This window comes from Enterobacter cloacae complex sp. IR5418, assembly GCF_049238105.1.
In the GTDB taxonomy this organism is placed as follows: domain Bacteria; phylum Pseudomonadota; class Gammaproteobacteria; order Enterobacterales; family Enterobacteriaceae; genus Enterobacter; species Enterobacter hormaechei.
On sequence record NZ_JBMKHS010000006.1, the window covers coordinates 172688 to 193676 of the forward strand.

General features: G+C 56.6%; 24 protein-coding genes. 21 read left to right on the top strand and 3 right to left on the bottom strand.

Translation table 11 applies throughout. The features are described from left to right. Positions 1-227 precede the first annotated feature (227 nt). The 8 genes from mdcA (at position 228) to mdcH (ending at position 7274) form a co-directional block, all read left to right on the top strand. Entirely contained in the window at positions 228-1883 is a 1656-nt protein-coding gene (gene mdcA, locus ACOTX7_RS07495) for a malonate decarboxylase subunit alpha (protein WP_221256551.1), read from the top strand. After that, positions 1883-2740, top strand: coding sequence for a triphosphoribosyl-dephospho-CoA synthase (locus tag ACOTX7_RS07500; protein ID WP_221256550.1), 858 nt, complete (start codon positions 1883-1885; stop codon positions 2738-2740). Before mdcA ends, ACOTX7_RS07500 begins: the two co-directional genes overlap by 1 nt. Positions 2741-2749: 9 nt before the next feature. After that, positions 2750-3049: a malonate decarboxylase acyl carrier protein gene (gene mdcC, locus ACOTX7_RS07505; RefSeq protein WP_221256549.1), complete on the top strand. Its 300-nt coding sequence runs from the start codon at positions 2750-2752 to the stop codon at positions 3047-3049. After that, a complete protein-coding gene (locus tag ACOTX7_RS07510; RefSeq protein ID WP_001204087.1) occupies positions 3042-3875 on the top strand; it encodes a biotin-independent malonate decarboxylase subunit beta in 834 nt (277 codons plus the stop codon). The genes mdcC and ACOTX7_RS07510 overlap by 8 nt, the downstream gene beginning before the upstream one ends. Then, complete coding sequence (mdcE, locus tag ACOTX7_RS07515) at positions 3875-4675, top strand: biotin-independent malonate decarboxylase subunit gamma (RefSeq protein WP_221257179.1); 801 nt, start codon at positions 3875-3877, stop codon at positions 4673-4675. The genes ACOTX7_RS07510 and mdcE overlap by 1 nt, the downstream gene beginning before the upstream one ends. Before the next feature lie 123 nt (positions 4676-4798). Further along, positions 4799-5758, top strand: coding sequence for an AEC family transporter (locus ACOTX7_RS07520; RefSeq protein ID WP_221256548.1), 960 nt, complete (start codon positions 4799-4801; stop codon positions 5756-5758). A gap of 2 nt (positions 5759-5760) precedes the next feature. After that, complete coding sequence (locus ACOTX7_RS07525) at positions 5761-6378, top strand: malonate decarboxylase holo-ACP synthase (protein WP_221256547.1); 618 nt, start codon at positions 5761-5763, stop codon at positions 6376-6378. Beyond that, entirely contained in the window at positions 6378-7274 is an 897-nt protein-coding gene (gene mdcH / locus ACOTX7_RS07530; RefSeq protein ID WP_205922717.1) for a malonate decarboxylase subunit epsilon, read from the top strand. Before ACOTX7_RS07525 ends, mdcH begins: the two co-directional genes overlap by 1 nt. Positions 7275-7369: 95 nt before the next feature. On the opposite strand, the gene ACOTX7_RS07535 is transcribed toward mdcH, so the two are convergent. Together ACOTX7_RS07535 and ACOTX7_RS07540 are read right to left on the bottom strand one after the other, a co-directional pair. Next, the gene (locus ACOTX7_RS07535) at positions 7370-8302 is read right to left on the bottom strand and encodes a LysR family transcriptional regulator (protein ID WP_221256546.1); all 933 of its coding nucleotides are present in this window, start codon (positions 8300-8302) and stop codon (positions 7370-7372) included. 15 nt (positions 8303-8317) lie between these two features. Then, positions 8318-10222, bottom strand: a complete 1905-nt coding sequence (locus ACOTX7_RS07540) for an ABC transporter ATP-binding protein (RefSeq protein WP_221256545.1) — start codon at positions 10220-10222, stop codon at positions 8318-8320. Between the two features lie 132 nt (positions 10223-10354). Here ACOTX7_RS07540 and kefG point away from each other — a divergent pair, with 132 nt between their 5' ends. The 4 genes from kefG to slyD all read left to right on the top strand — a co-directional run bounded on the left by kefG (position 10355) and on the right by slyD (position 13610). Next, positions 10355-10906, top strand: coding sequence for a glutathione-regulated potassium-efflux system ancillary protein KefG (gene kefG / locus ACOTX7_RS07545; protein WP_006812200.1), 552 nt, complete (start codon positions 10355-10357; stop codon positions 10904-10906). Then, the gene (kefB, locus tag ACOTX7_RS07550) at positions 10906-12711 is read left to right on the top strand and encodes a glutathione-regulated potassium-efflux system protein KefB (RefSeq protein WP_047353778.1); all 1806 of its coding nucleotides are present in this window, start codon (positions 10906-10908) and stop codon (positions 12709-12711) included. The genes kefG and kefB overlap by 1 nt, the downstream gene beginning before the upstream one ends. A 13-nt stretch (positions 12712-12724) precedes the next feature. Beyond that, positions 12725-12925: a YheV family putative zinc ribbon protein gene (locus ACOTX7_RS07555; protein ID WP_003861689.1), complete on the top strand. Its 201-nt coding sequence runs from the start codon at positions 12725-12727 to the stop codon at positions 12923-12925. A 94-nt stretch (positions 12926-13019) separates the two neighbouring features. Then, positions 13020-13610 (top strand): peptidylprolyl isomerase, encoded by a 591-nt coding sequence (gene slyD, locus ACOTX7_RS07560; RefSeq protein ID WP_003861691.1) that lies wholly within the window; start codon positions 13020-13022, stop codon positions 13608-13610. Positions 13611-13661: 51 nt separating this feature from the next. Here slyD and ACOTX7_RS07565 read toward each other — a convergent pair whose 3' ends face one another. Next, on the bottom strand, positions 13662-13880 hold the full coding sequence (locus ACOTX7_RS07565) for a protein SlyX (RefSeq protein WP_003861693.1): 219 nt from the start codon (positions 13878-13880) through the stop codon (positions 13662-13664). 238 nt (positions 13881-14118) lie between these two features. On the opposite strand from ACOTX7_RS07565, the gene fkpA reads away from it, so the two are divergent. The 9 genes from fkpA to ACOTX7_RS07610 all read left to right on the top strand — a co-directional run. Then, positions 14119-14937, top strand: coding sequence for an FKBP-type peptidyl-prolyl cis-trans isomerase (gene fkpA / locus ACOTX7_RS07570; RefSeq protein ID WP_003861695.1), 819 nt, complete (start codon positions 14119-14121; stop codon positions 14935-14937). Between the two features lie 167 nt (positions 14938-15104). After that, a complete protein-coding gene (locus tag ACOTX7_RS07575; RefSeq protein WP_003861697.1) occupies positions 15105-15827 on the top strand; it encodes a helix-turn-helix transcriptional regulator in 723 nt (240 codons plus the stop codon). Then, positions 15827-16213 (top strand): sulfurtransferase complex subunit TusD, encoded by a 387-nt coding sequence (tusD, locus tag ACOTX7_RS07580; protein WP_003861699.1) that lies wholly within the window; start codon positions 15827-15829, stop codon positions 16211-16213. The genes ACOTX7_RS07575 and tusD overlap by 1 nt, the downstream gene beginning before the upstream one ends. Beyond that, positions 16213-16572, top strand: a complete 360-nt coding sequence (tusC, locus tag ACOTX7_RS07585) for a sulfurtransferase complex subunit TusC (RefSeq protein WP_006812197.1) — start codon at positions 16213-16215, stop codon at positions 16570-16572. Before tusD ends, tusC begins: the two co-directional genes overlap by 1 nt. Positions 16573-16579: 7 nt before the next feature. Further along, positions 16580-16867: a sulfurtransferase complex subunit TusB gene (tusB, locus tag ACOTX7_RS07590; RefSeq protein WP_006812196.1), complete on the top strand. Its 288-nt coding sequence runs from the start codon at positions 16580-16582 to the stop codon at positions 16865-16867. Between the two features lie 124 nt (positions 16868-16991). Next, positions 16992-17366: a 30S ribosomal protein S12 gene (gene rpsL / locus ACOTX7_RS07595; protein WP_000246815.1), complete on the top strand. Its 375-nt coding sequence runs from the start codon at positions 16992-16994 to the stop codon at positions 17364-17366. A 96-nt stretch (positions 17367-17462) separates the two neighbouring features. Beyond that, entirely contained in the window at positions 17463-17933 is a 471-nt protein-coding gene (rpsG, locus tag ACOTX7_RS07600) for a 30S ribosomal protein S7 (RefSeq protein WP_003861706.1), read from the top strand. Between the two features lie 96 nt (positions 17934-18029). Beyond that, complete coding sequence (gene fusA, locus ACOTX7_RS07605; RefSeq protein WP_006812195.1) at positions 18030-20144, top strand: elongation factor G; 2115 nt, start codon at positions 18030-18032, stop codon at positions 20142-20144. A gap of 69 nt (positions 20145-20213) precedes the next feature. Then, on the top strand, positions 20214-20989 hold a 776-nt coding region (locus ACOTX7_RS07610; RefSeq protein WP_421626066.1), incomplete at its 3' end, for an elongation factor Tu.

Sequence of the window (20989 nt, forward strand, 5' to 3'; positions counted from 1 at the left end):
AGGGCGATGCTGATTCTTGTCAGAAATTAACTATACCTTCCGAATTGTACCCCGTTTAGCCCGTTTTTCCGAAACATGAACTGATCCCGATCACATTTCTTTACCTTGATTATTACTCTCAGGCTAATGATTCCGCTCTACGCTTAATTGATGCCTTTCTCACCAGCGCGCACACTTTACTCAACGTTAAGCAAATCAGAATGATGTGCTGAATCAGGAGGTTAATAATGTTATCTGGGCAAACACCCACCCGGCAATGGAACACCCGACGCAGCGAGAAAGCGCGTCGTCTGGCGTCCGTACCGGTGCAGGGCAAGGTACTGCCAACCGGCGATCTTGTCGCCATGCTGGAAAAACTGATCGCACCAGGCGACAAAGTCGTTCTGGAAGGCAACAACCAGAAGCAGGCGGATTTCCTTTCCCGCTCACTGGCCGAAGTGAACCCGCAAATCGTGCACGACCTGCATATGATCATGCCGAGCGTGGGCCGCAGCGAACATCTGGATATCTTTGAGAAAGGCATCGCCCGCAAGCTGGACTTCTCTTTCTCGGGCACGCAGAGCCTGCGCATCTCGCAGCTGCTGGAAGATGGCCAGCTCGAAATCGGGGCGATTCACACCTACATCGAACTCTACTCACGTTTATACGTCGACCTTTCGCCAAACGTGGCGCTGATTGCCGGGTTTAAAGCAGACCGCAAAGGCAACCTCTACACCGGGGCAAGTACTGAAGATACCCCGGCGCTGGTGGAAGCCGCCGCATTCCACGACGGCATCGTCATCGCACAGGTGAACGAGCTGGTGGAAGATGAGTGCGACCTGCCGCGTGTGGATATTCCAGGCTCGTGGATCGATTACGTGGTGGTGGCCGACAAGCCGTTCTTTATCGAACCGCTCTTTACCCGCGACCCGCGCCTGATCAAACAGGAACATATCCTGATGGCGATGATGGCGATTAAAGGCATCTACGCGGAACACCAGGTGCAGTCCCTGAACCACGGGATTGGCTTTAACACTGCCGCCATTGAGCTGCTGCTGCCAACCTACGGCGAACAGCTCGGACTCAAAGGCAAAATCTGTAAACACTGGACGCTGAACCCGCATCCAACGCTGATCCCCGCCATTGAGAGCGGCTGGGTGGAGAGCGTTCACTGCTTCGGTGGTGAGCTGGGGATGGAAGAGTACATCCGCGCCCGCCCGGACGTGTTCTTTACCGGCGCCGACGGCTCCATGCGTTCTAACCGCGCCTTCTGCCAGCTGGCAGGTCAGTACGCGGTCGATATGTTTATCGGCTCTACGCTACAGGTTGATGGTTACGCTAACTCCTCAACCGTGACCCGCGGCCGTCTCTCCGGCTTCGGCGGCGCGCCAAACATGGGCCACGATCCGCACGGTCGTCGCCACGCCACACCGGCCTGGCTGAACATGATCACCGAGCCTGACCCAATGCAGCGCGGTAAAAAGCTGGTTGTGCAGATGGTGGAAACCTTCCAGGCGGGCGTGAAGCCAACCTTCGTGGAAAAACTCGACGCCGTTGACGTGGCGAAAGCCTCCGGTATGCCGCTGGCACCGGTCATGATTTACGGCGATGACGTCACCCACGTGCTGACGGAAGAGGGCATTGCTTACCTCTACCGGGCGAAAGATCTGGAAGAGCGTCGCGCCATGGTCGCTGCCGTGGCGGGTATTACTGATATCGGTCTGGGCGTTGACGCCAGACGCGTGGCGGAACTGCGTCAGAGCGGCAAGGTTGTTTATCCGGAAGATATGGGCATTCGCCGTACCGACGCCACCCGCTCTCTGCTGGCTGCGGGCAGCGTGGCTGACCTCGTTGAGTGGTCCGGTGGTCTGTATAACCCACCTGCGAAATTCCGGAGCTGGTAATGAAACTTCTGCCCCAGATTCAGGTTGAAGGCGGTGCCGAATGGCTGGCGCGAACCGCCACGCAGTGTCTGATTGACGAAGCACGTTTAAGCCCGAAGCCCGGTCTGGTGGACAGCCGGGGGAACGGCGCGCACTACGATTTATCGCTTGCGCTGATGGAGCGCTCCGCTCACAGCCTGACCCCCACGTTTCAGGCGCTGGCGCAACAGAGCTGGCAGCGTCCGGCGGATATTGCCCTCCGGCAAACCGTTGGCCGCCTGGGTCGCGAAGGTGAACGGCAGATGATGGCCGCTACCGACGGCGTGAATACGCACCGTGGCGCGATCTGGGCGCTGGGACTGCTGGTCAGTGCGGTGGCGATGCTGGGCGGCGATGCCCGGGCGCAAACCGTCGCGAACACCGCCGCTCAGCTGGCGAAACTGCCGGATGACGCGGCGCCGAAAGTGTTCAGCAAGGGGTTACGCGTTACGCACCGCTACCGTGTGCCGGGCGCGCGTGAAGAGGCTCAGCAGGCGTTTCCGCACATTATGCAGCGCGCGCTGCCGCAGCTTCGCCTCAGCCGTCTCAACGGCAGCAGTGAAACGCAGGCCAGACTCGACGCGCTGATGGCGATCATGACTTCGCTCACCGACACCTGCGTGCTGTCGCGCGCGGGCATGGAGGGGCTGGACGCCATGCAGAACGGCGCCCGGGCGGTACTGAACGCCGGAGGATGCGCAACGCTCGCGGGGCAGCAGGCGCTGGCGCGGTTAGACCGTCAGATGCTGACGCTTAACGCTTCGCCGGGCGGCGCCGCAGACCTGCTTGCCGCCACGCTGTTTCTTGACCGCGTCGAAACGCCCTATTCAAAGCATTAAGAGGATGTTATGGAAAAAATCACATTGACCGTGCCCGCCAGCCGCGAAGTCAGCGGCAGAGCGCTGGCAGGGGTAGTCGGTTCCGGGGATATGGAGGTGCTTTTCACCGCCGTACCGGGCCAGACCTTAACCGTTGATATCACCACCTCCGTCGACAACAGCCGTGGGCGCTGGGAGGCGTTGTTCAACCGCCTGCAAACCGTCAGCAGCCTGCCCGCAGGTAAGCTGACCATCCACGACTTCGGCGCGACGCCGGGCGTGGCACGCATTCGTATCGAACAGGTTTTTGAAGGGGTGAACCATGCGTGATGACAGCAGCTTTATCGAATTAAAAGCGCGCCAGCGTGCGCAGGCGCTGCTCGACGACGGCAGCTACCGCGAACTGCTGGATCCGTTTGAAGGCATTATCTCTCCGTGGCTTGGGCCACAGGGGATTGTTCCTCAGGCCGATGACGGCATGGTGGTCGCGAAAGGGACTATCAACGGCCAGCCTGCGGTGGTGGTGGCGATTGAAGGCACCTTCCAGGGCGGCAGCATGGGCGAAGTGTCCGGTGCCAAAATGGCGGCGGCGCTGGAGCTGGCGGCAGAAGATAACCGCAACGGCATTCCGACGCAGGCGGTGCTGTGCCTCGAAACCGGCGGCGTCCGTTTGCAGGAAGCCAACCTTGGCCTGGCGGCGATTGCCGATATCCACGCCGCGATTGTCGACCTGCGCCGCTATACCCCGGTCGTCGGGATTGTCGCCGGGACCGTGGGCTGCTTCGGCGGGATGTCCATCGCCGCGGCGCTGTGCAGCTATCTGATTGTAACCCGCGAAGCGCGACTCGGCCTCAACGGTCCGCAGGTTATCGAGCAGGAAGCGGGCATTGAAGAGTACGACTCCCGCGACCGTCCGTTTATCTGGAGCATGACCGGCGGCGAAGTGCGCTATGAGAGCGGGCTGGTGGACGCGCTGGTGGGCGACGGCGTGAACGCGGTGAAAGCTGCGATGAACGACGCCATCGCCAAAGGCGTACCGGCGAAACATCGCACCGATAATTACGACGATTACCTGAACCGTCTGACGAATTTCGACACCCGCAAACAGGCCGATGCCGAACAGATTAAAGCGCTTTTTGCCCGGGAGGTGAAATGATGAGTAACGCAATGAGCCGTGGCGAACGCTGGCTGGAAACCCTCGCGCCGAACGCCAAACGTATTGAGGGGTTATGCCCCTCCGTGCAGGCCGCAGACGGCGAGCTGAACGGTGAAACGGTGCGTTTTGTCGCCGTGGTGCCGGACGCCAACAACCACTTCCCGCGCGCGGCGCAAGGGGAAGTGGGGCTGCTGGAAGGCTGGACACTGGCAAAAGTGGTCAGCGAAACCGTCGCCGCTGACGCCGATAAAGCCGTGAAGCGCCCAATTGTGGCGGTGATCGACGTCCCGAGCCAGGCCTATGGCCGCCGCGAAGAGGCGTTTGGTATCCACCAGGCGCTGGCCGGCGCCGCTGCCGCTTACGCCAACGCGCGTCTGGCGGGGCACCCGGTGATTGGTCTTATCGTCGGTAAGGCCATGTCCGGCGCGTTTCTGGCCCACGGTTATCAGGCTAACCGCCTGATTGCCTTCAACGATAAAGGCGTGCTGATCCACGCTATGGGCAAAGAGTCTGCGGCGCGCATTACGCTGCGTACCGTTGAGGCGCTGGAAAAACTGGCGGCAACCATCCCGCCCATGGCGTACGACATCAGCAACTACGCCACCCTGGGGCTGCTTTCCGACCTGCTGGACATCAGCAACCCGGATGCCCCTTCCGAAAGCGATCTGACGCGGGTGAAAACCACCCTGCAACAGGCCATCAGTGACGCTCGTCAGGACACCACCTTGAAAAACCGTCTGGGTGCTGACAACCGCCGCAGCTCGGCGCTCGTACGTGAACGTATGCGAGCCAGCTGGTAAGTAAAAAGAGACCTGCCAGAGGCATTACCCCGTGGGCGCGCCCGTTGCGTCCACGCGGGGATCTGCATCCTGAAAATAATAAACATCGCGCCAGTGCTTAAACTTTTTTACTACAGGTGATTTATGACTTACGTAATTGTTCATGCTCTTGCACCGATTTTCGTCATCATGCTGCTGGGATTCTGGGCCGGTAAGGCAAAGATGGTCGATAACAAAAATGTTTCCCTGCTGAATATCTTCGTCATGGATTTTGCTCTCCCGGCCGCGCTGTTCAGCGCCACCGTGCAAACCCCGTGGACCGGCATTGTGGCGCAGTCGCCGCTGATCCTGGTTCTCACCCTGGCGATGTGGATCACCTATGCGGTCATCTACTTCCTTGCGACAAAAGTGTTTAAAAAATCCCCGCAGGATGCGGCCGTGCTGACCTTGACCGTCGCGCTGCCAAACTATGCGGCGCTTGGCCTGCCGATTCTGGGCAGCGTACTGGGCGAAGGGCCTTCGACCTCACTGTCCGTGGCGGTCTCCATCGCCTGTGGTTCAGTGTTGATGACCCCGTTCTGTCTGCTGATCCTGGAGCGTGAGAAAGCCCGCGCCGAAGGCAACAACTCCGGTTCAACGCTTTCCATGCTGCCGGTGCTGATGTGGCGTTCCATTAAGAAGCCGATCGTGATGGGCCCGCTGCTGGGTGTGATCCTGTCCGCTATCGGCATCAAAATGCCGGAGCTGGTACTGGCGGCGATTAAACCGCTGGGACTGTCTGCGACCGCTGCGGCGCTGTTCCTGACCGGGGTGATCCTCTCCGCGCGTAAACTTCAGATCAACACCATGGTGATCACTTCCACTATCTCCAAGCTGCTGATCCAGCCAGCGATTGCCTGGGGTATCGTTTTAATCTTCGGTCTGCACGGCTCCGTGGCGATCACTGCCATCCTGATGATTGCGCTGTCTGCGGGCTTCTTCGGCGTGGTGTTCGGTAACCGCTTTGGCGTGCAGTCGCCGGATGCTGAAGCCGTGCTGCTGTTAAGCTCCGTACTGTGTATCCTGTCGCTGCCGCTGTTTATCTCGCTGACTTCAGGAATGTAATCATGACTACAACATTACGCCCCCACGACCTCATCTGGCTTACCGCGCACGACGCGCTGGAAGGCATCACCGACTCCTGGGTCGATGCGGCCTGGCATACCGGGCTGCCGGTGGTGGTGCGGCGTGATGTTGATATTGAAGGCCGTATTCCCGTTGGCGTGCGCGGATTGCGCCGCGACCAGCGGGCGGTCGGATGGGTGAAGCCTGAGAACGTGTTGCGCGTGGTATCGCCCGAAGATTTGAGCGTTGCCGCCGATCTGCTGCGTTCACCGTTTGTCACCCAGCCGCCGGTACAGGTGGCGCTTCAGCTTGCTCAGCAGTCGTGGCCGTGGACGTGGGGGATAACCGGTAGTACGGGTTACGCGCTGGCGACCGGCATTCCGGTGATCCACGCCGACAGCGATCTCGATCTGCTGATCCGCGCCCCGCGCGCTGTTTCCCCTGACGCGTTTACTGGCTGGCAGGTTCAGCTCAGCCGCGCGTTGTGCCGGGCGGATACGCAGGTGGATACGCCCGAGGGCGGATTCGCGCTGGCGGAATGGTTACGCGACGGCAAAACGCTGCTAAAAACGCAATGTGGACCCCGTCTGGTGGCGGATCCATGGCACAGGGAGGAGTAATGAAAATACTGTTTACCTTTCCGGGGCAGGGCACACAGCATGAAGGTATGCTGCAAAACCTGCCGGGAACGGAGCTGGAGCAGGCCCGTGCTGTGCTGGGGGCGGAAGTCGATACCCTGGACAGCGAAGGCGCGTTAACCCACACCCGCGCGGTTCAGCTTTCACTGCTGATTGCCGGTGTGGCCTGGGCGCGTGAGCTGGAACGTCGCGGTGTGTCGCCGGATATCGTCAGTGGGCTGTCCATTGGCGCTTATCCTGCGGCGGTTGTCGCCGGTGCGCTGGAGTTTACGGACGCGCTGAAGCTGGTGGCGCTGCGCGGCGATCTGATGGAGCAGGCGTATCCCCACGGCTACGGCCTGACGGCGATAATGGGGTTGACCCTGCCGCAGGTGGAAAACCTGATTCAGGGGACAGGAACCTATATCGCTAACCTGAACGCCGAAACGCAGATCGTGATTGCCGGAGCCGATGACGGCATGGCGCAGGTGGCGGAGCGCGCGCTGGCGAAGGGCGCAAGCAAGGCTAAGCGGCTGGCGGTGAGCGTGCCATCGCACTGTGCGCTGCTGGCGGAACCGGCGAAAAAGCTGGCCGCAGCGTTTGAATCGGTCACGCTTTCACGCCCCCGTTGCGCGTACCTGAGCGGCAGCACCGGGCGTGTGCTCTGGCAGCCGGAGAAAATTGCCGACGACCTGGCGATGAACATGGCGCGTACGGTGCGCTGGCAGGAGGCAGTGATTTCTGCCAATGAACGCGAAGCGCGGCTGGCGATTGAGATGCCGCCGGGAGGCATATTGACCTGCCTGACGCGGCAGGCGGCGTGGGAAGGCGAATCCATTTCGCTGGAGCGCAGCGGGGTGGACGTGGCGGTGCATCTGGCGGGTCGGCTTCGTGCGTAATTTTTTGCCCGGTGGCGGCTGCGCCTTACCGGGCCTACGGGTTCGATTGCTTTGTAGGCCGGGTAAGACGCAACGCGTCGCCACCCGGCAAGACCTCAGGCTCCGTCCTGCAAACTTCTGGCATACATCCGCCCTTCCGCGGCCAATGCCCGCAGGCTCGGATCCTGCTCGCGGTTGCGGGCAAAGACGATCGCAATCAGCTGCTGCATCTGGTACGGCTGTGCCAGCTTCAGAAGTTGCACCGAATTTTCGTATACCTTCTTCATCCTGCCTGGCATCAGCGTAAATCCGACCCCCGCCTGCACCAGGCTCAGCATCGAGAAAATATCGTTTACCCGCGTCACAATCTCCGGCTCGAAACCGGCGATATGAAATGCTTCCTGAAACCCGGCGTAAGTGGCAAACCCTTCCGCGAGGGCGACAAACTTCTGATCTTTATAGTCACGCAGATCGGCGGGGCCGCGGGTATTCAGCGTGGCAGAGGCCGGTGCGGCAAGGAAAATATCGTCATGGAACAGGGGCAGCACTTCGAGGCTGTTACGGTCGATGTCGCTTTCGGAGATAGAGATTAAAATCGCATCCAGCGACCCCTCATCCAGCATATGGAGCAGGGTTTCGTTCGAACCCATCGTCAGATCCATCTCCAGATCCGGACGGCGCAGCTTCATGCCCATTATCAGGCGCGGCACGGTTTCCAGCGTCAGCGAGTAGAGCGTGCCGACGCGCAATCGCCCCTGGCCGATACCGGCGATTTTGCGCGACTCTTCCAGCCCGCGCTCCATCACCTGCATCACCTCCTGACAATACTCCAGCAGCGTCCACGCGGAGGGGAGGGCTATCAGGTTACGCCCTTTGTGAGTAAAGAGCGGACAGCGGACGTTCTCTTCGAGGGTATGCAGCGCGCGGTGTACGCTGACACCGCTCAGGCCGAGCGTTTCGGCGGTACGTGTGATATTGCCCTTCTCCATGAACGTCATGAAGATGCTGAGCTTACGGAATGTAATCTCGCTCGTGGTATCGAAACCCATAACCCTCCCGGCGTGTTAGTCGGCTTGCAGCATCGCTTCCAGCTGTTCCTGCGCATCCAGCCACGCCATTTCGCACGCTTCGAGGCTGGATTTGGTTTTCGCCTGGGTTTGCAGACAGTCCGTCAGTTCGGCTTTGCGGCTCTGATCGTACAGTTCGCTGTCGCCCAGCTTCTCTTCCACGGCGGCAAGCGTGGCGTTGAGCTTTTCCATCTCTTTTTCGATACGGGCAATCTCTTTACGCAGCGGCTGCGTCTGGGTGCGCAGATCCGCTTCACGGCGCTTCTGGTCTTTACGCGCCTGGGCACTGTTGGCGTTGTCCTTCGCTGACTCTTCCGGCTGGTTTTCCTGCTTCTGCACGTCCGTCAGCCACTGCTGGTAGTCTTCCAGATCGCCGTCGAACGGCTCCACTTTGCCGCCGTGCACTAAATAGAGATCGTCCGTGGTGGAGCGGATCAGGTGGCGATCGTGCGAAACGACAACCAGCGCGCCTTCAAACTCAATCAGCGCTTCGGTCAGCGCCTGACGCATGTCGAGATCGAGGTGGTTGGTCGGTTCATCGAGCAGCAGCAGGTTTGGACGCTGCCAGACGATCAGCGCCAGCACCAGACGGGCTTTTTCGCCGCCGGAGAAGCGCTCGGTGTTTTCTGTCACCTTATCGCCCTGGAAGCCGAAGCCGCCGAGATAGTCACGCAGCTTTTGCTCCATTTCCTGCGGCGCCAGGCGCGCCAGATGCTGGATTGGCGATTCATCCGCACGTAAAAATTCCAGCTGATGCTGGGCGAAGTAGCCAAGCTTGATGCCTTTCGCCAGGCCGATTTCGCCGCTGACCGGGTTAAGCTCGCCCGCCAGCAGCTTGATCAGCGTTGATTTACCGGCGCCGTTACGCCCCAGCAGACCAATGCGCGAACCCGGCACCAGGTTGAGCTTGATAGAGTCGAGAATAATGCGATCGCCATAGCCCGCGCTCACTTTTTCCATTTTCAGCAGCGGGTTCGGCAGGCTCTCCGGCTCGCGGAAGCTGAAGTGGAACGGGTTATCCACGTGCGCGGGGGCGATCATCTCCATGCGTTCCAGCATCTTGATGCGGCTCTGGGCCTGCTTGGCTTTTGACGCCTTGGCCTTGAAGCGATCAACAAAGCTTTGCAGGTGCGCCACGCGCTGCTGCTGGCTTTCATACATCGCCTGTTGCTGGGCAAGACGCGTCGCGCGCTGGCGCTCGAAGGAGCTGTAGTTGCCGGTGTACTCGAACATATTTTGCTGTTCGATATGAATGATTTTATCCACCACCGGATCGAGGAAGTCGCGGTCGTGGGAGATGAGAATCAGAGTGCCCTGATAGCTCTTAAGCCACTTCTCCAGCCAAATAACCGCATCAAGATCGAGGTGGTTGGTCGGTTCATCGAGCAGCAAAAGGTCGGAGCGGCAGATCAGCGCCTGCGCCAGGTTAAGGCGCATACGCCAGCCACCGGAGAAGTCGCTGACCGGTCGTTCAAGCTGTTCGTTGCTGAAGCCCAGACCGTGCAGCAGGCTGGAGGCGCGGGAGCGGATGGTCCAGGCATCGATAGCGTCCAGCTTGCCGTGGACCGTGGCGATGGCATGGCCGTCGTTGCGCTCGTTGGCGGTGTTGAGTTCCGCTTCGAGCTTGCGGTATTCGCGATCGCCGTCGATAACATAGTCGAGCGCGGGTTCGCTCAGCGCGGGGGTCTCCTGGTTCACCCAGGCGAGCTGCCAGTTGCCCGGGAAGGTAAAGTTCCCGCCATCCGCGCTTATCTCGTTTTTCAGCAGCGCCAGCAGGGTGGATTTACCGCAGCCGTTTTTGCCGACCAGCCCCACTTTCTGACCCGGGTTGATGGTAGCAGTCGCGTTATCCAGCAGGACGCGCACGCCGCGACGAATTTGTAACGAGGAGAAAACAATCATAGAAGCGCCGTATGTTCCGACTATGTTAATTTGTCATTATGATAATGTAAGGTGTGGGCCATTTTCCCCACCGGGCCGCCATGGTAGCCCAAAACGACAACAATACACAAAAACAGAACCGGGAGGGGAGTGATGTCTCAGACAGCGAAAGTGCTGCTGCTGTATGCCCATCCGGAATCACAGGACTCGGTGGCGAACCGGGTGCTGCTTAAGCCGGCCACACAGCTCAGTAACGTAACGGTGCACGATCTCTACGCGCACTACCCCGATTTCTTTATCGATATTCCTTACGAGCAGGAACTGCTGCGTCAGCACGACGTGATCGTGTTCCAGCATCCGCTTTATACCTACAGCTGTCCGGCGCTGCTGAAAGAGTGGCTGGACCGCGTGCTGAGCCGGGGCTTCTCCAGCGGGGTGGGGGGCAACCAGCTGGCGGGAAAGTACTGGCGGAGTGTCATTACCACCGGTGAGCCGGAAAGTGCCTACCGTCACGACGGGCTGAACCGCTACCCCATGAGCGATATCCTGCGGCCGTTTGAGCTGACGGCGGCGATGTGCCGCATGCACTGGATGAGCCCGATAATTGTCTACTGGGCGCGGCGGCAGGATCCGAAAGCGCTGGCGAGCCATGCCAGAGCCTATGGCGAATGGCTGGCGTCACCGATTCCGGCGGGAGGACGCTAATGGACGGTTCGAATTTACTCCTTGCCGGGGTGCTGTTTTTGTTTGCCGCTGTCGTCGCAGTTCCGCTTGCCGCGCGTCTCGGTATCGGCGCGGTGCTGGGCTATTTGCTGGCCGGGATAGCCATTGGCCCCTGGGGGCTGGGGTTTATCAGCGATGTGGATGAGATCCTCCACTTCTCTGAACTGGGCGTGGTGTTCCTGATGTTCATCATTGGCCTTGAGCTGAATCCCTCCAAACTGTGGCAACTGCGGCAATCTATTTTTGGCGTCGGGGCGGCGCAGGTATTGCTCAGCGCGGCTATTCTCGCGGGTCTGCTGATGTTGACGCAGTTTTCCTGGCAGGCCGCGGTGATCGGCGGGATAGGTCTTGCGATGTCGTCGACGGCGATGGCGCTACAGCTGATGCGTGACAAAGGGATGAACCGCAACGAGGCGGGGCAGCTGGGCTTTTCGGTACTGCTGTTCCAGGATTTAGCGGTGATCCCGGCGCTGGCGCTGGTGCCGCTGCTGGCAGGCTCTGGGGACGATCATTTCGACTGGATGAAGATCTCCATGAAGGTGCTGGCCTTCGCGGGGATGCTGATTGGCGGACGGTTTTTACTGCGTCCGGTGTTCCGCTTTATTGCGGCATCCGGCGTGCGCGAGGTATTCACCGCCGCAACGCTTCTGCTGGTGCTTGGCTCAGCGCTGTTTATGGATGCGCTGGGGCTGTCGATGGCGCTCGGGACGTTTATCGCCGGGGTGCTGCTTGCGGAAAGCGAGTATCGCCACGAGCTGGAAACCGCCATCGATCCGTTTAAGGGGCTGCTGTTAGGGCTATTCTTTATCTCGGTGGGCATGGCGCTTAATCTTGGCGTGCTCTATACCCATCTGCTGTGGGTTATTGCGAGTGTCGCCGTGCTGGTGGCAGTGAAATCGCTGGTGCTGTATCTCCTCGCGAGGATTTACGGGCTGCGCAGCTCGGAAAGAATGCAATTTTCCACTGTGTTAAGCCAGGGCGGAGAGTTTGCGTTTGTGCTGTTTTCCACTGCGTCGTCTCAGAAGCTGTTCAAAGATGACCAGATGGCGCTGCTGCTGGTGACGGTCACGCTGTCGATGATGACCACGCCGCTGCTGATGAAGCTGGTGGACAAACTGCTGTCGCGCCGCCTCAATCCCGCGGACGATGAAGGCGAAGCGCCGTGGGTGGAAGATGATAAACCGCAGGTGATCGTCGTGGGCTTTGGCCGCTTCGGGCAGGTGATTGGTCGCCTGTTGATGGCAAATAAAATGCGCATCACGGTGCTGGAGCGCGATATCAGCGCCGTCAACCTGATGCGCAAATATGGTTATAAGGTCTACTACGGCGATGCGACGCAGCTTGAGCTGTTGCGCTCGGCGGGCGCAGAGGCTGCGGAGTCCATCGTTATCACCTGTAACGATCCGGAAGACACAATGAAGCTGGTGGAGCTGTGCCAGCAGCATTTCCCACATCTGCATATTCTGGCGCGTGCGCGCGGACGTGTTGAAGCTCACGAACTTTTGCAGGCGGGTGTGAAACACTTCTCCCGCGAAACCTTCTCCAGCGCGCTGGAGCTGGGACGCAAGGCGCTGGTTTCGCTGGGCATGCATCCTCACCAGGCGCAACGCGCGCAGATGCATTTCCGTCGGCTGGATATGCGAATGCTGCGCGAGCTGATGCCCGTGCACAGCGACACGGCGCAGATCTCCCGCGTACGGGAAGCGCGTCGCGAACTGGAGGAGATCTTCCAGCGTGAGATGCAACAGGAACGACGCCAGCTCGACGGCTGGGATGAATTTGAATAAAGGGTAACGAAAGATGGCTGTACGTAAACGCTTTATCGCGGGCGCAAAATGCCCTTCCTGCCAGGCGCAAGATACGCTGGCCATGTGGCGTGAGAATAATATCGATATCGTTGAATGTGTTAAGTGCGGTCACCAGATGCGTGAGGCCGACAAAGAAGCCCGCGATCACGTTCGCAAAGAAGAGCAAGTGATCGGCATTTTTCATCCAGACTAGCGATATGCTCTGAGTTTTTTTAAGCTTAAGGGTACACGGGTGCAGATTTCCGCTACAATCTGCGCCAGCAATTTTCCCACGCTCAGGAGATATCATGAAAGTAGCAAAAGACCTGGTGGTCAGCCTGGCCTATCAGGTACGTACAGAAGACGGTGTGTTGGTTGATGAGTCTCCGGTGAGTGCGCCGCTGGACTACCTGCATGGTCACGGTTCCCTGATTTCCGGCCTGGAAACGGCGCTGGAAGGCCATGAAGTTGGCGACAAATTCGACGTTGCTGTAGGCGCGAACGACGCTTACGGTCAGTATGACGACAACCTGGTTCAGCGCGTTCCTAAAGACGTGTTCATGGGCGTAGACGAGTTGCAGGTTGGCATGCGCTTCCTGGCGGAAACTGACCAGGGTCCAGTTCCGGTTGAAATCACTGAAGTTGAAGACGACCACGTTGTGGTTGACGGCAACCACATGCTGGCCGGTCAGAACCTGAAGTTCAACGTAGAAGTTGTTGCGATCCGTGAAGCGACCGAAGAAGAACTGGCTCATGGCCACGTTCACGGTGCGCACGGTCACGACCATGACCACGATCACGGCCACGACGGCTGCTGCGGTGGTCACGGCCACGACCATGGTCATGACCACGGCCACGGTAAAGGTGGTTGCGGTAACGGCGGCTGCGGCTGCCACTGATTCCGTACTGCGGAAAATAAAAAAGCGGGATAATCCCGCTTTTTTTACGCCTCAATAATGAGGTGGTGGCGTCTCTTCTGACTGAGAGGCAATGTTTGACGGCTGCGTGGCCTTCAGCTTTTCCGTCAGCAGGCGCATGTGATCGCGCAGTTTTGCCATTTCAAGCTCATGGGCCGTCACGGTCTGGTTCAGTTCTTCGATGGTGATGTCCTGAAAAGCCAGGCGGCTTTCCAGCTCAGCCAGTCTCGCTTCGATCGTTGTATCCTTCATCCTTCACCTCGTTTATCTCTCATTCGCCATAATGGACCAGCGGCGGCGAAGTTTAGCTGACTTTTTCCTTAAGTACAGTATCCATCTCCCTGACAAGAAACTTATTTAAACAAAAATAGTCTGAAAAGAAGCGACATTCGGGGGAGTCTGTCTGTAGATTTCTTCCACAACGTTTTATAGTACGTCACTCATTTACGTTTAACACTGGGGTGAGAGACCTCGGGTCCTGGAGATATGGATGAAATCACTGTTTAAAGTTACGCTGCTGGCGACCACCATGGCTGTAGCGCTCAATGCGCCGCTGTCTTTCGCTGCTGATACTGCTGCGAAGCCTGCTGCGACTACAGACAGCAAAGCGGCATTCAAAAATGACGACCAGAAATCTGCCTACGCACTTGGCGCGTCTCTGGGTCGTTACATGGAAAACTCTCTGAAAGAACAAGAGAAACTGGGCATCAAACTGGACAAAAACCAGCTGATCGCAGGGGTTCAGGATGCGTTCGCAGACAAGAGCAAACTGTCTGACCAGGAAATCGAGCAGACTCTGCAAGCGTTTGAAGCGCGCGTGAAAGGCGCCGCTCAGACCAAAATGGAAGCAGACGCTAAAGATAACGAAGCGAAAGGCAAAGCCTACCGCGACAAGTTTGCGAAAGAGAAAGGCGTGAAAACGTCTTCTACTGGCCTGATCTATAAAGTTGAGAAAGAAGGTACCGGCGACGCACCTAAAGACAGCGACACCGTTGTGGTGAACTACAAAGGTACGCTGATCGACGGTAAAGAGTTCGATAACTCTTATACCCGTGGTGAGCCTCTCTCCTTCCGTCTGGACGGTGTGATCCCGGGCTGGACCGAAGGCCTGAAGAACATCAAGAAAGGCGGTAAAATCAAGCTGGTCATCCCACCGGATCTGGCTTACGGCAAAACCGGCGTTCCGGGTATCCCGGCTAACTCCACGCTGGTGTTTGATGTAGAACTGCTGGACATCAAACCGGCACCGAAAGCGGATGCGAAAACAGACGCACCGGCTGACGACAAAGCCGCAGCAGCTAAGAAGTAATGCTGAAAAAAACCGCCGCCTTTACAGGCGGCGGTTTTTTTATTGTGGGGCAGATATAATTAACACTGGAAAGCGTTATACACGCTGTATTAATTTAGTTGTCCGTGTAGATAATGAGCCTGCCCTGAAAACCTAACGACAGGCTCCTGAAAAGGAGTGTTTTTTTCATGTCCAGGTCGCTTTTAACCAACGAAACCAGTGAACTTGATTTGCTGGATCAACGTCCATTTGACCAGACCGACTTCGATATTCTGAAATCCTACGAAGCGGTAGTGGACGGGTTAGCGATGCTCATTGGTTCCCACTGCGAAATCGTATTGCATTCCCTGCAAGATCTTAAGTGTTCCGCTATCCGCATTGCGAATGGTGAGCACACTGGCCGTAAAATTGGTTCGCCAATCACCGACCTTGCATTGCGTATGTTGCATGACATGACCGGCGCGGACAGCAGCGTCTCAAAATGCTATTTCACCCGCGCCAAAAGCGGCGTGCTGATGAAATCAGAAACGATCGCGATTCGAAACCGCGAACACCGGGTGATCGGTTTGCTGTGCATCAATATGAACCTTGATGTGCCATTCTCGCAAATCATGAGCACCTTCATTCCGCCAGAAACGCCGGACGTGGGCTCATCGGTAAACTTTGCTTCTTCTGTTGAGGATCTCGTGACCCAGACGCTGGAGTTCACCATTGAAGAGGTGAATGCCGATCGCAACGTATCCAACAACGCCAAGAATCGTCAGATCGTCCTGAACCTCTATGAGAAAGGGATTTTTGATATCAAAGATGCCATCAACCAGGTGGCCGATCGCCTGAATATCTCTAAGCACACGGTTTACCTCTATATTCGCCAGTTCAAAAGCGGCGACTTCCTGGGACAAGACAAGTAATGCGTTTTGCGTTAATGGTGACGGGCCCGGCGTACGGTACTCAGCAGGCCAGCAGCGCGCTACAGTTTGCCCATGCGCTGCTTGATGCCGGTCATGAACTGGCAAGCGTCTTCTTCTATCGCGAAGGCGTGTATAACGCGAACCAGTTTACGTCTCCGGCGAGCGATGAGTTTGACCTTGTGCGCGCCTGGCAAAAATTAAACGAAACGCAGGGCGTTGACCTGCATATCTGCGTTGCGGCGGCACTGCGTCGCGGCGTGACGGATGCGACCGAAGCCGAACGCCTCGGTCTGGCGGGGGCTAACCTGCAACCGGGCTTTTCGCTCAGCGGACTAGGTGCCCTGGCACAGGCGGCATTGACCTGCGACAGAGTGGTGCAATTTTGATGAAGCGCGTAGCGTTTGTTTTTACTTCTGCGCCGCACGGCAGCGCTTCAGGCCGGGAAGGGCTGGATGCATTGCTTGCGACATCGGCTTTAACCGACGATATCGGCGTATTCTTTGTAGGCGACGGCGTATTCCAGCTGCTGGCAGGTCAACAACCGCAGGCCATTCTTGCGCGCGACTACATTGCGACCTTTAAAGTTCTGCCGCTCTATGACATTGAAACCTTCTGTGTGTGCGCCGACTCGCTGGCCGCGCGTGGGTTAAACGAGAAAACACCGTTCGTGCTGGACGTGACGATCCTGACATCTGCTGCGCTGCGCGAACAACTCTCTCACTACGATACCGTTCTGACTTTCTGAGGCTGTTATGCTCCACACCCTGAGCCGTTCACCGTGGCAATGCGATATCGACACGCTACTGAGCATGCTGCGCGAAGGTGATGATCTGCTGCTGATTCAGGATGGCGTGCTCGCGGCGCTTGAAGGCAGCCGTTTTGTTGAAATCCTCAGTAATGCCCCCATAACAGTCTCTGCGCTGAAAGAGGATCTGGATGCGCGGGGTCTTTCTGGTCAAATTTCAGCCAAAATTGACGTGGTTGGCTATACTGATTTCGTCAATCTTACTGTGACGCACGCCAGTCAAATGAACTGGTGATTTGAGATCGCTGTATATTTCTTGACACCTTTTCGACGTAGCCCTAAAATTTCGCGTCCTCATATTGTATGAGGTCGTTTTATTACGTGTTTACGAAGCAAAAGCTAAAACCAGGAGCTATTTAATGGCAACAGTTAACCAGCTGGTACGCAAACCACGTGCACGCAAAGTTGCAAAAAGCAACGTGCCTGCGCTGGAAGCCTGCCCGCAGAAACGTGGCGTATGTACTCGTGTATATACCACCACTCCTAAAAAACCAAACTCCGCACTGCGTAAAGTATGCCGTGTGCGTTTGACTAACGGTTTTGAAGTGACTTCCTACATCGGTGGTGAAGGTCACAACCTTCAGGAGCACTCCGTGATCCTGATCCGTGGCGGTCGTGTTAAAGACCTTCCGGGTGTTCGTTACCACACCGTTCGTGGTGCGCTGGACTGCTCAGGTGTTAAAGACCGTAAGCAGGCTCGCTCCAAGTACGGCGTGAAGCGTCCTAAGGCTTAATGGTTCTCCGTTAAGTAAGGCCAAACTGATTTATCTTAATGTCAAACTAAACTCGTAGAGTTTTGGACAATCCTGAATTAACAACGGAGTAATCCCATGCCACGTCGTCGCGTCATTGGTCAGCGTAAAATTCTTCCAGATCCGAAATTCGGATCAGAACTGCTGGCAAAATTTGTAAATATCCTGATGGTAGATGGTAAAAAATCTACCGCAGAAGCAATCGTATACAGCGCGCTGGAGACCCTGGCTCAGCGTTCTGGTAAAAATGAACTGGAAGCCTTCGAAGTCGCTCTCGACAACGTGCGCCCGACTGTAGAAGTTAAGTCTCGCCGCGTTGGTGGTTCTACTTATCAGGTTCCAGTTGAAGTTCGTCCGGTTCGTCGTAATGCTCTGGCAATGCGTTGGATCGTTGAAGCTGCTCGTAAACGCGGTGATAAATCCATGGCTCTGCGTCTGGCGAACGAACTTTCTGATGCTGCGGAAAACAAAGGTACCGCAGTTAAGAAACGTGAAGACGTTCACCGTATGGCAGAAGCCAACAAGGCGTTCGCACACTACCGTTGGTAATCCCTTCGGAGTCGTAGTCACCAGGCGGGCGCTTCAGAGAAGCCGCCCGCTCTGGGTAACTTAACTGAACGCCTAAAGATATAAACGAGGAATCAAATGGCTCGTACAACACCCATCGCACGCTACCGTAACATCGGTATCAGTGCGCACATCGACGCCGGTAAAACCACTACTACCGAACGTATTCTGTTCTACACCGGTGTAAACCATAAAATCGGTGAAGTTCATGACGGCGCAGCCACCATGGACTGGATGGAACAGGAGCAGGAGCGTGGTATTACTATCACCTCCGCAGCGACTACTGCATTCTGGTCAGGTATGGCTAAGCAGTACGAACCGCATCGCGTAAACATCATCGACACCCCAGGGCACGTTGACTTCACCATCGAAGTAGAACGTTCCATGCGTGTTCTTGACGGCGCGGTAATGGTTTATTGCGCAGTTGGTGGTGTTCAGCCACAGTCTGAAACCGTATGGCGTCAGGCAAACAAATATAAAGTTCCACGCATCGCGTTCGTTAACAAAATGGACCGTATGGGTGCTAACTTCCTGAAAGTTGTTGGCCAGATCAAAACCCGTCTGGGCGCGAACCCTGTTCCGCTTCAGCTGGCAATTGGTGCTGAAGAAGGCTTCACCGGCGTTATCGACCTGGTGAAAATGAAAGCCATCAACTGGAACGAAGCAGATGCGGGCGTTACCTTCGAATACGAAGATATCCCGGCAGAGATGCAGGACCTGGCTGACGAATGGCACCAGAACCTGATCGAATCCGCAGCAGAAGCTTCTGAAGAGCTGATGGAGAAATACCTGGGTGGTGAAGAACTGTCTGAGCAAGAGATCAAATCTGCTCTGCGTCAGCGCGTTCTGAACAACGAAATCATCCTGGTAACCTGTGGTTCTGCGTTCAAGAACAAAGGTGTTCAGGCGATGCTGGATGCGGTAGTTGACTACCTGCCATCCCCGGTTGACGTTCCTGCGATCAACGGCATCCTGGACGACGGTAAAGATACTCCGGCTGAGCGTCACGCAAGTGATGACGAGCCGTTCTCTGCGCTGGCGTTCAAAATTGCTACCGACCCATTCGTGGGTAACCTGACCTTCTTCCGCGTTTACTCTGGTGTGGTTAACTCCGGTGACACCATCCTGAACTCCGTGAAAGCGGCGCGTGAACGTTTTGGCCGTATCGTACAGATGCACGCTAACAAACGTGAAGAGATCAAAGAAGTTCGTGCGGGCGACATCGCTGCTGCTATCGGTCTGAAAGACGTGACCACTGGTGACACCCTGTGTGACCCAGATCACCCGATCATTCTGGAGCGTATGGAATTCCCTGAGCCGGTAATCTCCATCGCAGTTGAACCAAAAACCAAAGCTGACCAGGAAAAAATGGGTCTGGCTCTGGGCCGTCTGGCGAAAGAAGACCCATCATTCCGCGTATGGACTGATGAAGAATCTAACCAGACCATCATCGCTGGTATGGGTGAACTGCACCTGGACATCATCGTTGACCGTATGAAGCGTGAATTCAACGTTGAAGCGAACGTGGGTAAACCTCAGGTTGCTTACCGCGAAGCGATTCGCGCGAAAGTTACCGATGTTGAAGGTAAACACGCTAAGCAGTCTGGTGGTCGCGGTCAGTACGGTCACGTTGTGATCGACATGTACCCACTGGAGCCGGGCTCTAACCCTAAAGGTTACGAGTTCATCAACGACATCAAAGGTGGTGTAATTCCTGGCGAATACATCCCTGCCGTTGATAAAGGCATCCAGGAGCAGCTGAAAGCTGGTCCTCTGGCTGGTTACCCGGTTGTAGACATGGGTGTTCGTCTGCACTTCGGTTCTTACCACGACGTTGACTCCTCTGAACTGGCGTTTAAACTGGCTGCGTCTATTGCCTTTAAAGAAGGCTTTAAGAAAGCAAAACCAGTTCTGCTTGAGCCGATCATGAAGGTTGAAGTAGAAACTCCTGAAGAGAACACCGGTGACGTTATCGGTGACTTGAGCCGTCGTCGCGGTATGCTGCGTGGTCAGGAATCCGAAGTAACTGGCGTTAAGATCCACGCTGAAGTTCCGCTGTCTGAAATGTTCGGATATGCAACTCAGCTGCGTTCTCTGACCAAAGGTCGTGCATCATACACTATGGAATTCCTGAAGTATGATGATGCGCCGAACAACGTTGCTCAGGCCGTTATCGAAGCCCGTGGTAAGTAATCCACAGGATTAAAACCTAAGTCCCGTGCTCTCTCCGAAGGGGAGAGCACTATAGTAAGGAATATAGCCGTGTCTAAAGAAAAATTTGAACGTACAAAACCGCACGTCAACGTTGGTACTATCGGCCACGTTGACCATGGTAAAACTACCCTGACTGCTGCAATCACTACCGTACTGGCTAAAACCTACGGCGGTGCTGCTCGTGCTTTCGACCAGATCGATAACGCACCAGAAGAAAAAGCTCGTGGTATCACCATCAACACCTCTCACGTTGAGTATGACACCCCGACTCGCCACTACGCACACGTAGACTGCCCAGGCCACGCCGACTATGTTAAAAACATGATCACCGGTGCTGCGCAGATGGACGGCGCGATCCTGGTTGTTGCTGCGACTGACGGCCCTATGCCTCAGACCCGTGAGCACATCCTGCTGGGTCGTCAGGTAGGCGTTCCTTTCATCATCGTGTTCCTGAACAAATGCGACATGGTTGATGACGAAGAGCTGCTGGAACTGGTAGAGATGGAAGTTCGTGAACTGCTGTCTCAGTACGATTTCCCAGGCGACGACACCCCAATCGTTCGTGGTTCCGCGCTGAAAGCGCTGGAAGGCGAAGCAGAGTGGGAAGAGAAAATCATCGAACTGGCTGGCTTCCTGGATTCTTACATCCCAGAACCAGAGCGTGCGATTGACAAGCCATTCCTGCTGCCAATCGAAGACGTATTCTCCATCTCCGGTCGTGGTACCGTTGTTACCGGTCGTGTAGAGCGCGGTATCATCAAAGTTGGTGAAGAAGTTGAAATCGTTGGTATCAAAGAGACTGCGAAGTCTACCTGTACTGGCGT

Excerpts from the sequence above, each read along its gene's own strand:
- kefG (WP_006812200.1), top strand. The coding sequence starts at position 10,355 with ATGTCTCAGACAGCGAAAGTGCTGCTGCTGTATGCCCATCCGGAATCA.
- kefB (WP_047353778.1), top strand. The coding sequence starts at position 10,906 with ATGGACGGTTCGAATTTACTCCTTGCCGGGGTGCTGTTTTTGTTTGCC.
- tusB (WP_006812196.1), top strand. The coding sequence starts at position 16,580 with ATGCTCCACACCCTGAGCCGTTCACCGTGGCAATGCGATATCGACACG.
- rpsG (WP_003861706.1), top strand. The coding sequence starts at position 17,463 with ATGCCACGTCGTCGCGTCATTGGTCAGCGTAAAATTCTTCCAGATCCG.
- tusD (WP_003861699.1), top strand. The coding sequence starts at position 15,827 with ATGCGTTTTGCGTTAATGGTGACGGGCCCGGCGTACGGTACTCAGCAG.
- slyD (WP_003861691.1), top strand. The coding sequence starts at position 13,020 with ATGAAAGTAGCAAAAGACCTGGTGGTCAGCCTGGCCTATCAGGTACGT.
- ACOTX7_RS07540 (WP_221256545.1), bottom strand. The coding sequence starts at position 10,222 with ATGATTGTTTTCTCCTCGTTACAAATTCGTCGCGGCGTGCGCGTCCTG.
- ACOTX7_RS07535 (WP_221256546.1), bottom strand. The coding sequence starts at position 8,302 with ATGGGTTTCGATACCACGAGCGAGATTACATTCCGTAAGCTCAGCATC.
- mdcC (WP_221256549.1), top strand. The coding sequence starts at position 2,750 with ATGGAAAAAATCACATTGACCGTGCCCGCCAGCCGCGAAGTCAGCGGC.
- mdcE (WP_221257179.1), top strand. The coding sequence starts at position 3,875 with ATGAGTAACGCAATGAGCCGTGGCGAACGCTGGCTGGAAACCCTCGCG.
- ACOTX7_RS07510 (WP_001204087.1), top strand. The coding sequence starts at position 3,042 with ATGCGTGATGACAGCAGCTTTATCGAATTAAAAGCGCGCCAGCGTGCG.
- ACOTX7_RS07520 (WP_221256548.1), top strand. The coding sequence starts at position 4,799 with ATGACTTACGTAATTGTTCATGCTCTTGCACCGATTTTCGTCATCATG.
- mdcH (WP_205922717.1), top strand. The coding sequence starts at position 6,378 with ATGAAAATACTGTTTACCTTTCCGGGGCAGGGCACACAGCATGAAGGT.
- mdcA (WP_221256551.1), top strand. The coding sequence starts at position 228 with ATGTTATCTGGGCAAACACCCACCCGGCAATGGAACACCCGACGCAGC.
- ACOTX7_RS07575 (WP_003861697.1), top strand. The coding sequence starts at position 15,105 with ATGTCCAGGTCGCTTTTAACCAACGAAACCAGTGAACTTGATTTGCTG.
- tusC (WP_006812197.1), top strand. The coding sequence starts at position 16,213 with ATGAAGCGCGTAGCGTTTGTTTTTACTTCTGCGCCGCACGGCAGCGCT.
- ACOTX7_RS07525 (WP_221256547.1), top strand. The coding sequence starts at position 5,761 with ATGACTACAACATTACGCCCCCACGACCTCATCTGGCTTACCGCGCAC.
- fkpA (WP_003861695.1), top strand. The coding sequence starts at position 14,119 with ATGAAATCACTGTTTAAAGTTACGCTGCTGGCGACCACCATGGCTGTA.
- ACOTX7_RS07565 (WP_003861693.1), bottom strand. The coding sequence starts at position 13,880 with ATGAAGGATACAACGATCGAAGCGAGACTGGCTGAGCTGGAAAGCCGC.
- rpsL (WP_000246815.1), top strand. The coding sequence starts at position 16,992 with ATGGCAACAGTTAACCAGCTGGTACGCAAACCACGTGCACGCAAAGTT.
- ACOTX7_RS07555 (WP_003861689.1), top strand. The coding sequence starts at position 12,725 with ATGGCTGTACGTAAACGCTTTATCGCGGGCGCAAAATGCCCTTCCTGC.
- ACOTX7_RS07500 (WP_221256550.1), top strand. The coding sequence starts at position 1,883 with ATGAAACTTCTGCCCCAGATTCAGGTTGAAGGCGGTGCCGAATGGCTG.
- fusA (WP_006812195.1), top strand. The coding sequence starts at position 18,030 with ATGGCTCGTACAACACCCATCGCACGCTACCGTAACATCGGTATCAGT.